This window comes from Cyanobium sp. N5-Cardenillas (assembly GCF_024345515.1).
Classification (GTDB): Bacteria; Cyanobacteriota; Cyanobacteriia; order PCC-6307; family Cyanobiaceae; genus Cyanobium.
Map to the genome: position 1 here is coordinate 1 of NZ_JAGQBG010000099.1, position 10,739 is coordinate 10,739.

Below are 10,739 nucleotides of genomic sequence, written 5' to 3' on the forward strand. Positions count from 1 at the left end.
GCTGATCCACAGCGACTTCCGCCCGGTTCCCCTGGCCTTCAGCTTCTGCAGCGCCAAGGGTCTGCATCCGCTGCTCAACGACGAGGGCACCGGCCTGCACCCCAACTGCAAGGTCTGGCGCCCTCCGAAATCCACCCGCCGCAAGGGACCCAAGGAGCAGCGACCGCCCCAGCCGGAGGCGCCGCCGATCGGTTTCGTGGTCGCCCAGATGGCGGAGCGCGAGATGCTGCCAGCCATTTACTTCATCTTCAGCCGCCGCAACTGCGACCGCTCCGTGCGCGACCTGGCCAAGGTGTGCCTCGTCAACGCCGAAGAGCAGGCGCGGATCCGCCGGCGGCTGGAGTCCTTCATGGCGGTGACCCCCGAGGCGGTGCGGGAAGGCGGCCATGCCGATGCCCTGCTGCGGGGCATCGCCGCCCACCATGCCGGCGTGCTGCCGGCCTGGAAGGAGCTGATCGAGGAGCTGTTCCAGCAGGGGCTGATCAAGGTGGTGTTCGCCACCGAGACCCTGGCCGCGGGCATCAACATGCCGGCACGCACCACGGTGATCTCGGCCCTCTCCAAACGCACCGAGCGCGGCCATCGGCCCCTGATGGGCAGCGAGTTCCTGCAGAGGGCGGGCCGCGCCGGCCGCCGCGGCCTCGACACCCAGGGCTACGTGGTGACGGTGCAGAGCCGCTTCGAGGGGGTGCGGGAGGCCGGGGCGCTGGCCACCAGCCCGGCCGATCCGCTGGTGAGCCAGTTCACCCCCAGCTACGGCATGGTGCTCAACCTGCTGCAGCGCTACGACCTGGCCAAGGCCCGGGAGCTGGTGGAGCGCAGCTTCGGCCGCTACCTGGCGGGGCTGGATCTGGCCGAGGACGAGGCCCGCATCGCCGAGCTGATGGCCCAGCTGGCCAGCCTGGAATCGAGTGGCGGCGAGGTGCCCTGGGACGACTTCGAGGACTACGAAAAAGTCCGCGGACGCCTGCGGGAGGAGCGCCGCCTGCACCGGATCCTGCAGCAGCAGGCCGAGGAGACCCTCGCTCACGAGCTCACCCTGGCCCTGCAGTTCGCCAGCGAGGGAACGCTGGTGAGCGTCAAGGCGCCGGCCCTGCGCAGCCGGGTCACCCCGGCGGTGATCGTGGCCAAGGTGCCGGGCTCCGGCCAGTTCCCGTTGCTGCTCTGCCTCACCGACGAGAACGTCTGGATCCTGCTCCCCTGCCACGCGGTGGTGACCCTGCACGCCGAGCTCAGCTGCCTGCAGGTGGACCAGCTGGAGCCGCCGGATCTGCACCACGCCAACGAGCTGCGCCACGGCGATAACGCCAGCGGCGGCCTGGCCCTGGCGGTGTCCTCGATGGCCCGCCGCCACGACATGCACACCCCCCGCTACGACCTGGCCGGGGAGGTGCAGCAGCAGGGCCAGCTGGTGCAGCAGCTGGAGCAGGAGCTGGAGGCCCACCCGGCCCACCGCTGGGGCGACCGCAAGCACCTCAAGAAGCACCGCCGCCGCATGGAGGAACTGGAGGAGGAGATCGGCGAACGGCAGCGGCTGCTGCATCACCGGGCCAACCGCCACTGGGACACCTTCCTCTCCCTGATCGACATCCTGCGCTTCTTCGGCGCCCTCGATGGTGAGGAGGGGCTGGAGCCCACCGAGGTGGGCCGCACCGTGGCGGCCCTGCGGGGCGACAACGAGCTCTGGCTGGGGCTGGCCCTGATGAGCGGCCACCTCGATGCCCTGGATCCGGCCGAGCTGGCGGCGGTGCTGGAGGCCATCTCCACCGAGGTGAACCGGCCCGACCTCTGGTGCGGCTACCCGCCGCCACCGGCCTCCGAGGAGGCGCTCCACGACCTGCGCGGCCTGCGGCGCGAGCTGCAGCGCCAGCAGGAGCGGGCTTCGGTGGTGGTGCCGGTGTGGTGGGAGCCGGAACTCACCGGCCTGGTCCACGCCTGGGCCCGGGGCGCCAGCTGGAACGACGTGATCGCCAACACCTCCCTCGATGAGGGGGACGTGGTGCGGATCCTGCGCCGCACCGTCGACCTGCTGGCCCAGGTGCCCTACTGCGAGGCGATCAGCGAGCAGCTGCGCCGCAACTCGCGTCTGGCGCTCAAGAGCATCAACCGCTTCCCGGTCTGCGAGATCGAGGATCTGCTGGCCAGCGGCAACGGCAAGCTGGATCCGGCGACGGAGCGGCCGCCGGCCGGTTAGGGGGCGGCCGCCCCCCTCAGATCCCCAGCCGCTCCCAGATCACGTCCAGGTTGGCCCGGTGCAGGTCGGTGGCGAAGCAGGCCCCCAGCTGCTCAGGGCCCAGGTGGCTGGTGACCGTGGGATCGCCCGCCAGGTTGGCGCGGAAGTCGCCGCCCTCGGTGTTCCAGGCGGCGTGGGCGTGGCGCTGCACGATCCGGTAGGCCTCCTCCCGGCTCAGCCCCGCCTCCACCAGGGCCAGCAGCACCCGCTGGCTGAACACGACGCCGCCGTAGACGTTCATGTTGCGGGCCATGTTCTCGGGATACACCCCCAGCCCTTCGATCACGGCGGTCATCTCCCGCAGCATGAAATGCAGGGTCACCGAGCAGTCTGGCAGCATCATCCGCTCCACCGAGCTGTGGCTGATGTCGCGCTCGTGCCAGAGGGCCACGTTCTCCAGGGCCGCCACGGTGTAGCTGCGGAGCACCCGGGCCAGGCCGCTGATGCGTTCGCTGCGGATCGGGTTGCGCTTGTGGGGCATGGCTGAGCTGCCCTTCTGGCCCTTGGCGAAGTTCTCCTCCACCTCCAGCACGTCGGAGCGCTGCAGGTTGCGGATCTCGGTGGAGAAGCGCTCCAGGGAGGTGCCCACCAGGGCCAGGGTCTGGACGTACTCCGCGTGGCGGTCGCGGCCGATCACCTGGGTGCTGGCGGTGTCGGGCTCCAGGCCCAGCAGCCGGCAGGTGATCGCCTCCACCTGCGGATCGGTGTTGGCGTAGGTGCCCATGGCGCCGCTGATCTGGCCCACGGCCACCACCGCGGCGAGCCGCTCCAGCCGCTCCCGGTTGCGTTCCGTTTCGGCCAGCCAGCCGGCCACCTTGAAGCCGAAGGTGATTGGTTCGCCGTGGATGGCGTGGGAGCGGCCGATCATCACCGTGTCCTTGTGGGCCCGGGCCAGCCGGCGCAGGGCATCGGCGAGGCCATCGAGCTCGGTGCGCAGCAGGGCCACCGAGGCCTTCAGCTGCAGGGCCAGGCCGGTGTCCAGCACGTCCGAGCTGGTCATGCCGACATGGATGTAGCGGCCCGCATCACCGACGTGCTCATTGACGTTGGTGAGGAAGGCGATGACGTCGTGGCGCACCTCCGCCTCGATCTCCAGGATCCGCGGCACCTCGAAGGCCGCCTTCTCCCGGATCGTGGCCAGCGCCTCGGCCGGCACCCTGCCAAGCTCCACGTTGGCGGCGGTGGCGGCGATCTCCACCTCAAGCCAGCTCTGGAACTTCGCTTCCTCGCTCCAAAGGCGGCCCATCTCGGGCAGGGTGTAACGCTCGATCAAGGGCCGGGCGGTGGCGAACGGTCCACCAACCTATCGAGCCACCCCCACCGGCTCAGGCGGCGGCGGTGAGGCGGCGGTAGGGCAGCTCCAGGTGCACCATCGACCCCCAGGCCTGCTGGCGCACCCAGCAGCGGGTGCCGCGGCGGTGGATCAGCTGGAAGGGGGGCAGATCCTCCGGATGGTCCCGCAACCACACAAAGCTGCCTGGGTGCAGCAGCTCCACCACGTTGGAACCGGGGGCAGCCATGGGAGGAAACCGGAGAACGACTTGAGCCATCCTGCGACTGTTCCGCGCCGAACCCTCTGCCCATCGGTTTTTGTTCGGTTTGGATCGCTGTTCGGTGACAACATGCCGGTGGAGCGGCAGCACCCATGGCCGGAACGCAGCATGGCCCGTAAGCAGCGGCTCGATCGCCGTCTGGTGGATCTGGGCCTGGTGGCCAGTCGGCAGCAGGCCCAGCAGCTGATCCGTGCCGGCCGGGTGCGTGGTGGCGGCGAGGTGCTCGACAAGCCCGGCACCGAGGTGGCCGACTCCCTGCCGCTGGAGGTGGAGCAGCCGCCCCGGTTCGTCTCGAGGGGGGGCGAGAAGCTGGAGGGGGCCCTGGCGGCCCTGGCGATCCAGGTGGAAGGCCGGGTGTGCCTCGACGGCGGCATCTCCACCGGCGGCTTCACCGACTGCCTGCTGCAGCACGGGGCCGTGCGGGTGTACGGGATCGATGTGGGCTACGGCCAGACGGCCTGGAGCCTGCGCACCGATGAACGGGTGGTGCTGCGGGAGCGCACCAACCTGCGCCATCTCACCCCGGAGGCTCTCTACGGCGAGGGTGACCCCTGGCCCGACCTGGCCGTCGCCGATGTGTCGTTCATTTCCCTCACCCGGGTGCTGCCGGCCCTTCGGGCCCTGCTGGTGGAGGCGGGCGAGGCGGTGCTGCTGGTCAAGCCCCAGTTTGAGGTGGGCCGCCAGCGGGTGGGCAAGGGGGGGGTGGTGCGGGATCCGGCCGCCCATGCCGATGCGATCGCCACCGTGATCGCGGCCGCCCGTGAGCTGGCGTGGCATCCGGCGGGACTGGTGGCCTCACCCCTCACCGGTCCGGCCGGCAACCATGAATACCTGCTGTGGCTCGTGCCGCCCGGCGCCGGCGCCGAGCTTCCCTCCGAGGGCACGGACTGGTCCGGCAGGATCGCAGCCCTGGTGAAGTCCACCCTGGCCGTGGACTGAGGGGCCCACGGCCAGGGTCAGGGCGGAGGGAGCGGGGGCTCAGATGGCGCCGCTGTCGAGGTCGCCGGTGCGGATCCGGATGACGGAATCGACGGTGCTGATGAAGATCTTGCCGTCGCCGATCTCACCGGTGCGGGCCGCGTCCTGCACCGCCTGGACCACCGTGGCCACCCGTTCATCGTCGACGACGATTTCCAGCTTGAGTTTCTGCAGGAATTCGACCGTGAATTCGGAACCGCGATAACGCTCCACCTGCCCCTTCTGCCGACCGAATCCGCGAACTTCGCTGACGGTCATGCCAACGATGCCCGCATTGACAAGGGCGATCTTCACGTCCTCGAGTTTGAAGGGGCGGATGATGGCCTCGATTTTCTTCATGGCTGTGCTGCGGTCAGGAAGGCGACGGTTGGAGTCTCTCAGAGTCCCCCCCTGGGCAGGGGACGGCTCCATTACCGCCGAGCCTTGCCGGGGCCGTCGTAACGGTTGCTACGCGCGCTCCGGGCCGCTGACGGGCGGGTCGGGCCGCCGCCGGGAGCGCCGCCCCATCCGCCAGCTCCTGTACGGTCAAATTCCGTTTCCCTGTGCCCCTGACCATGGCTTCCGGTGTCGCCGACGAGCCCCAGACCGTCACGCCCCTCTACGGGGAGCGGGCCATCGCCGAGGCCCAGCTGGTCTGCTTCGCCAACCCCCGCGAGGGTCGCGCCTACGAGGTGTCCATCGAACTGCCGGAGTTCACCTGCACCTGCCCCTTCTCCGGCTACCCCGATTTCGCCGTGCTGCGGCTGCTGTACCAGCCCGGTCCTCGGGTGCTGGAACTCAAGGCCCTCAAGCTCTACGTCAACAGCTACCGCCACCGCTCCATCTCCCACGAGGAGGCGGCCAACCGGATCCTCGACGACCTGGTGAACGCTTGCGATCCCCTCTGGATGCAGCTGGAGGCCGATTTCAACCCCCGCGGCAACGTCCACACCGTGGTTCGGGTCAGCCACGGCGAGCGCCGGCCCTGCTGAGTCAGGGCTGGGGTTCCAGCCGCTGCAGCAGCGCCGGAAGCTCGGCGGCGAAGCCGGTGAGGTTGCGGTTGCAGAGCCCCGCCACGTGCAGCCGGCCGCCGGTGCCATCGGCGATCGCCCAGAGCTGGCGGGTGGCCACCAGGCTGAGGCCGCCCCCCAGCAGGGCGATGGCGAACCCCGCGTAGACGAGGGGCACGCCGGGGTCCCGTTTGAACAGGATGCCGCTGGCGGGCAGCACGCCCGCCACCCGGATCGGCAGTCCCTTCACCTCCTGGGCCTCGCCGCCGGGCACCAGCTGGGCCAGGGCCACGCCATCGGGGCCGAAAACCTGCACCGGCCCCTGTTCGCTGGTGAGGCTCAGCAGCACCGGCTCGCTGCCATCCGGGCGGGTGGGCAGCACCAGTCCCCAGAGCTGGTCCCCCAGCTGGGGGAAGGTCTGGAGGGGCAGCTCCAGCACCGGGCTGCGCCCCAGCTGCAGGCTGATCGTCGCCAGGGACCAGTCCGCCTGGTACAGGGTCATGCCCCGGTAGCGCAGGGGATGGTTGACGCTGATGGCGGCTGCGGTGGCGGGGGCGTCCTCGCCGGGGGAGATGAGCCGCAGGCTGGAGGAGAACTGCTCCGGCCGGCCGGCCGGATCCCGCTGGATGCGGAAGTCGTCAAGGGCCAGGGTCACCTGGGTGCTGCCACGGCTGTCGAGCAGTTCCAGCTCCCGGCCCGGGGCCAGGAAGCGCTCCAGGCGCTGGCCCCCCAGGGCGCCCCAGGCCGCCCCCACCATCAGCACCACCATGCCGGCATGGACCAGCAACGGGCCCACCCGGCCAAGCACGCCGCGGCGCGCCGCCAGGCGATCGTCCTGGCGGCGGATCTGCCAGCCCGAACCGCGCAGATCGGCCTCCAGCCGCTCCAGACCCGCCACGGGCTCGGCGGTGACGAGGGTTTCGGCCACGCTCAGCTTGCTCAGCTGGCGGGGGCTGCGGTAGTCGATCCAGCGCAGGGAGGCCTGCAGGGCGGGCCACTGGCGACGCCAGCTGCACAGGATCAGGGACAGGCCCAGCCAGGCCAGCAGGCCCAGGAACCAGCCGCTGGAATAGACGTGATCCAGCTGCAGCCGCAGCACCCCGCCCCCGCCCAGCAGGCCCAGCCAGGGCTTGGGGTCGTAGAGCTGGTGGTAGAAGGCGGCTTCCTCCTTCTGGGGGATGGCCGTGCCGATGCCGCTGGCCAGGGCGATGATCAGCAGCAGGCCGATGGCCAGGCGCAGGTCGGAGATCCAGCCCGCCAGCCGCTGGAGGGGGCGCCAGGGGGAGGAGGCGGTGCCGGTCATGGCAGCACCGACAGCAGGGTGAGGCCGCCGCTGGCGAGCAGCACCACGCCGCTGATCGGTGGCACCCACTGGCCCAGCTGGCGCAGCTGCAGCAGGCCGGGCAGGGAGGCGGCCACGGTGCCGGCCAGCAGCAGGGGCATCACCTGGCCGGCGCCGAAGCTGCAGAGCAGCAGCATGCCCACCAGGGGCTGGCCGCTCTGGGCCATCCAGGCCAGCAGCACCGCCAGCACCGGGGTGGTGCAGGGGGTGGCGGCCAGGCCGAAGGCCAGGCCGGCCGCCAGAGGGGCCAGTGGTGCCGGCACCCGCCGCCGCCAGCGGTCGGGATCGGGCCCGGCCGGCAGGGGCAGGCGCAGCAGGCCCAGGAGGTTCAGGCCCATCACCACCGCCACGACAGCCACCAGCAGGGGCAGCTGGCCCGGGATGCGGCCGTACAGGCGACCCATCAGGCCGCTGGCCAGGCCCAGCAGCACCAGGGCCGCCACGATGCCGGCGGCGAAGCTGACGCTGCGCTGCCAGGGGGCACGGCCCTGCTGCTCTGTGCCGAAACCCGCCAGGTAGGCCAGGGTGACGGGCAGGAGCGAGAGGGAGCAGGGGCCGAGGCTGGTGAGCAGGCCGCCACTGAACACGACCGCCAGGGTCAGGGGGCCGGGGTGGGCCAGGGAGCCCTGCAGCAGCAGTTCACTGCTGCGGGCCCAGTCGGCGAACGGCAGCCCGGGGCTGAGCATGGCCGGTCAGGTGTGGCAGCAGGGATCAGCCTATCGGGGCAGGCCGTTGGGCCCGGCGTCGGGGACGGACCGGTTCGAGGCCGGAGGACTCCAGGGAGCAGCGCAGCAGCAACCCCGCCAGGAAGAGGCTGCTCAGCAGGGAGTTGCCGCCGTAGCTGATCATCGGCAGGGGCAGGCCGGTGGTGGGCATGGAGCCACTGGCCACGGCGATGTTGAGGATCGACTGGCCCACCAGCAGGGTGGTGCAGCCGATGGCCACCAGCCGGTGCTGGTTGCTGCGGCAGGCCAGGGCCACCCGCAGACCCACGAAACCGAAGATCACCAGGAACAGCAGCAGCATCACCGAGCCGATGTAGCCGAACTCCTCGGCGAACACGGCGAAGATGAAGTCGGTGGTCTGGATCGGCAGGTACTGAAGCTTCTGGGTGGACAACCCGAAACCCGAGCCGAGCACCCCCCCCGAGCCGATGGCCAGCAGGCTCTGCACCAGCTGGTAGCCGTCCCCCTGGGCGACGCGCCAGGGATCCAGGAAGGAGCTCACCCTGGCCAGCTGGTACGGGTTGATCATGATGCTGAGGCTCCCGAGCACGACGCCGCCGCCGGCCGCCCCCAGCAGCATCGTCAGGGGCAGCCCGCCGGCCAGGGCCATCAACCAGAGCAGCAGGCCGAGCAGGGCGGCGGTGCTCAGGTTGGGCTGCTTGAGGATCAGCAGGATCACCACCCCGAAGATGCCGAGCCAGAGGAGTTTCTGGTCAAGGGCGATGCGGCGCCAGTGGGAGAAGATCACCGCGCCCTGCAGCACGATGAAGGGCTTGATCAGCTCCGAGGGCTGCAACTGAATGGGTCCGAGCACCAGCCAGCGGCTGGCCCCGTTGACGGTGGTGCCCACGACAAGGGTGGCGGCCACCATCAGGGCGCCCACCAGCAGGGCCGGTGCCGCCAGGTGCAGCCAGCGCCGCATGGTCGTGCGCATGGCGAGCCAGAGCAGCCCCCAGCTGGCCACCAGCCAGATGGCCTGGCGCTTGACGTAGTAGGCCCCGTCCCCCATCTCCCGTTCGGCCACCCACCAGCTGGCGGAGGTGAGCACCAGCAGGCCCACCAGACTCCAGAGGGCCACCAGGCCCAGCAGCAGGCGGGCCTCTGCCGGCCACTGCTGCCAGGGCAGCGGCATCCAGCCGGCGCCCGGACGGCCGTGGAGCAGGCGTGGCGAAGAAGGGGACAAGGGCGCGGCAGGGATGCGGGAATGGCCCATTCAGCCGTGATGAAGGCGGGTTTGTCGAGTCGCGCTGAACATTTCTCCGTCTCCGCCTCTGGGGGTGGGTCGAGGCAAAAAAAAAGCCCGGCCATGGGCCGGGCGCTGGAGCGATGGTGCCGGGGGGCACTCAGTTGCCACAGTTCTGCTGACGACGGCCGGTGGCCAGTTCCACCTTCAGGATCCTGCCGCCCTGCTTCATGATCCGCTGCTGTTCGGCGAACCAGCTGTGATAAGGCACCCACTTGGTGAAGTAGGTGTTCTGCAGTTCCCTCTGACTGCGCGCCTTGTCGGGGCAGGGGATGCAGGCCGTGATCTTGAACAGGCGCATGGGGTGATCCTCGGAAAACGTGCCGTGGTGGGGGCGTTGCTGGGGATCAGTTGCCCAGGCCGGAGCTGATGTAGTCGAAGTAGACGCCCATCTCACGACCGGCATCGGGACCGACGAGGGAGGCGGTGGTTTCCTTCATGGCCTGGATCGACTGCACCGTGGCGCCGATGGGCACACCCAGGGAGTTGTAGGTCTCCTTGAGGCCGTTGAGCACGCGCTCGTCGAGGATCGAGGTGTCACCGGCCAGCATGGCGTAGGTGGCGTAGCGCAGGTAGTAGTCGAGGTCGCGGATGCAGGCCGCGTAACGACGGGTGGTGTACATGTTGCCGCCCGGACGGGTGATGTCCGAGTAGAGCAGGGCCTTGGCGACGGCTTCCTTGATGATGGCCGAGGCGTTGGCGCTGATGGTGGCGGCGGCACGCACCCGCAGCTCACCGCTGGCGAAGTACTGCTCGAGGCGCCCCATGGAGCCGCCGTCGAGATAGAGCCCCTGGACGTCGGCCTGGTTGATGACGTTGGTGATGGCGTCTTGCATGGATCCTGGGTTTGATGGCGATGGACGGGAGGGAGGTGAAACCTCAGGAGAGGGCGCCGACCACGTAGTCGAAGTAGAAGCCGGCCTCTTCGGCATCGGAGCCGGTGAGGAGCCCTGTGGCTGCGGTCTTCATCTCGCGCACGGCTTCCGCCATGGCTTCGAGGGGGGTGCCGAGGGCGCGATACATCTCGCGGGCCCCGATGACGCCGATCTCTTCGATCGGGGTCACATCCCCGGCGACCACGCCGTAGGTGACCAGGCGCAGGTAGTAGTCCATGTCGCGCAGGCAGGAAGCCGTCATCTCTTCCCCGTAGGCGTTGCCGCCGGGGGAGACGAGATCGGGGCGCTTCTGGAAAAGCTGGCCTCCGGCCTGCTTCACGATGCGCTCCCGGCTTTCAGCCAGGACCTGGGCGACGCGCAGACGACGCTGACCCCCTGCCACGAACGACTTGATCTGGTCAAGTTCGCCAGGGCTGAGGTAGCGGGCTTCGGCGTCCGCGTTGATGATCGAGTTGGAGACGATGCTCATGCAGTTCTGCCTCGAAACAAGCGGTCACCGTGAAGGAGACCGGTATCCGGTGGGTAAGGGTGATCGGCTTGGCCGACCGTCGCATCATTCTGTGGCAAGGCCCCGCGCTCCCATGGGGGCCGGTAACAGTTCTTCACGGCGGATTTGTTGGCGAGATCCCTTGGCTTGCAACGGCTTTGGCGGGAGTTCTTAACATCATCCAGGCGCAGCAATTGTTCATCTTTTGTTGTTGCCCTCTGGCGCGCGCAAGCGCATTCGCATCCCAATCTCCCCGTCTCGTTGTAGAGACCTGCCAAAAGAAACCCCCCGAG

12 protein-coding genes are annotated in these 10,739 nt (G+C 69.6%); 3 read left to right on the top strand and 9 right to left on the bottom strand.

Features of this window, described 5'->3' with window-relative positions; all coding sequences use genetic code 11:
• Positions 1–2,194: helicase-related protein (locus KBZ04_RS09230; RefSeq protein ID WP_254991662.1), on the top strand; the 2,194-nt coding region annotated here is incomplete at its 5' end.
• Positions 2,195–2,210: 16 nt separating this feature from the next.
• Here the strand turns inward: KBZ04_RS09230 and purB are convergent.
• Both purB and KBZ04_RS09240 read right to left on the bottom strand, forming a co-directional pair.
• Complete coding sequence (purB, locus tag KBZ04_RS09235) at positions 2,211–3,506, bottom strand: adenylosuccinate lyase (RefSeq protein WP_254991663.1); 1,296 nt, start codon at positions 3,504–3,506, stop codon at positions 2,211–2,213.
• A 52-nt stretch (positions 3,507–3,558) separates the two neighbouring features.
• Entirely contained in the window at positions 3,559–3,753 is a 195-nt protein-coding gene (locus KBZ04_RS09240) for a hypothetical protein (RefSeq protein WP_254991664.1), read from the bottom strand.
• Positions 3,754–3,894: 141 nt separating this feature from the next.
• Between KBZ04_RS09240 and KBZ04_RS09245 the strand changes: the two genes are divergently transcribed.
• Complete coding sequence (locus KBZ04_RS09245) at positions 3,895–4,725, top strand: TlyA family RNA methyltransferase (protein ID WP_254991665.1); 831 nt, start codon at positions 3,895–3,897, stop codon at positions 4,723–4,725.
• 39 nt (positions 4,726–4,764) lie between these two features.
• On the opposite strand, the gene KBZ04_RS09250 is transcribed toward KBZ04_RS09245, so the two are convergent.
• On the bottom strand, positions 4,765–5,103 hold the full coding sequence (locus KBZ04_RS09250; protein ID WP_216906005.1) for a P-II family nitrogen regulator: 339 nt from the start codon (positions 5,101–5,103) through the stop codon (positions 4,765–4,767).
• 215 nt (positions 5,104–5,318) lie between these two features.
• On the opposite strand from KBZ04_RS09250, the gene queF reads away from it, so the two are divergent.
• Positions 5,319–5,735 (top strand): preQ(1) synthase, encoded by a 417-nt coding sequence (gene queF / locus KBZ04_RS09255; RefSeq protein WP_254991666.1) that lies wholly within the window; start codon positions 5,319–5,321, stop codon positions 5,733–5,735.
• Between the two features lies 1 nt (position 5,736).
• Here the strand turns inward: queF and KBZ04_RS09260 are convergent, their stop codons facing one another.
• The 6 genes from KBZ04_RS09260 to KBZ04_RS09285 form a co-directional block, all read right to left on the bottom strand.
• Positions 5,737–7,056, bottom strand: coding sequence for a cytochrome c biogenesis protein ResB (locus KBZ04_RS09260; protein ID WP_254991667.1), 1,320 nt, complete (start codon positions 7,054–7,056; stop codon positions 5,737–5,739).
• On the bottom strand, positions 7,053–7,781 hold the full coding sequence (locus KBZ04_RS09265; RefSeq protein WP_254991668.1) for a cytochrome c biogenesis CcdA family protein: 729 nt from the start codon (positions 7,779–7,781) through the stop codon (positions 7,053–7,055). Before KBZ04_RS09265 ends, KBZ04_RS09260 begins: the two co-directional genes overlap by 4 nt.
• 25 nt (positions 7,782–7,806) lie before the next feature.
• The gene (locus KBZ04_RS09270) at positions 7,807–8,952 is read right to left on the bottom strand and encodes an FtsW/RodA/SpoVE family cell cycle protein (RefSeq protein ID WP_254991669.1); all 1,146 of its coding nucleotides are present in this window, start codon (positions 8,950–8,952) and stop codon (positions 7,807–7,809) included.
• A gap of 211 nt (positions 8,953–9,163) precedes the next feature.
• Entirely contained in the window at positions 9,164–9,364 is a 201-nt protein-coding gene (locus KBZ04_RS09275; RefSeq protein WP_216906015.1) for a phycobilisome linker polypeptide, read from the bottom strand.
• A 46-nt stretch (positions 9,365–9,410) separates the two neighbouring features.
• A complete protein-coding gene (apcB, locus tag KBZ04_RS09280) occupies positions 9,411–9,899 on the bottom strand; it encodes an allophycocyanin subunit beta (protein ID WP_216906017.1) in 489 nt (162 codons plus the stop codon).
• A 43-nt stretch (positions 9,900–9,942) separates the two neighbouring features.
• A complete protein-coding gene (locus tag KBZ04_RS09285) occupies positions 9,943–10,428 on the bottom strand; it encodes an allophycocyanin subunit alpha apoprotein (protein WP_015110589.1) in 486 nt (161 codons plus the stop codon).
• Positions 10,429–10,739: the final 311 nt, after the last annotated feature.

What these genes read in the sequence shown, in the direction of transcription:
- apcB (WP_216906017.1), bottom strand. Translation starts at nt 9,899, where the DNA reads ATGCAAGACGCCATCACCAACGTCATCAACCAGGCCGACGTCCAGGGG.
- KBZ04_RS09245 (WP_254991665.1), top strand. Translation starts at nt 3,895, where the DNA reads ATGGCCCGTAAGCAGCGGCTCGATCGCCGTCTGGTGGATCTGGGCCTG.
- KBZ04_RS09250 (WP_216906005.1), bottom strand. Translation starts at nt 5,103, where the DNA reads ATGAAGAAAATCGAGGCCATCATCCGCCCCTTCAAACTCGAGGACGTG.
- queF (WP_254991666.1), top strand. Translation starts at nt 5,319, where the DNA reads ATGGCTTCCGGTGTCGCCGACGAGCCCCAGACCGTCACGCCCCTCTAC.
- KBZ04_RS09270 (WP_254991669.1), bottom strand. Translation starts at nt 8,952, where the DNA reads ATGCCGCTGCCCTGGCAGCAGTGGCCGGCAGAGGCCCGCCTGCTGCTG.
- KBZ04_RS09260 (WP_254991667.1), bottom strand. Translation starts at nt 7,056, where the DNA reads ATGACCGGCACCGCCTCCTCCCCCTGGCGCCCCCTCCAGCGGCTGGCG.
- KBZ04_RS09275 (WP_216906015.1), bottom strand. Translation starts at nt 9,364, where the DNA reads ATGCGCCTGTTCAAGATCACGGCCTGCATCCCCTGCCCCGACAAGGCG.
- KBZ04_RS09265 (WP_254991668.1), bottom strand. Translation starts at nt 7,781, where the DNA reads ATGCTCAGCCCCGGGCTGCCGTTCGCCGACTGGGCCCGCAGCAGTGAA.
- KBZ04_RS09240 (WP_254991664.1), bottom strand. Translation starts at nt 3,753, where the DNA reads ATGGCTGCCCCCGGTTCCAACGTGGTGGAGCTGCTGCACCCAGGCAGC.
- KBZ04_RS09285 (WP_015110589.1), bottom strand. Translation starts at nt 10,428, where the DNA reads ATGAGCATCGTCTCCAACTCGATCATCAACGCGGACGCCGAAGCCCGC.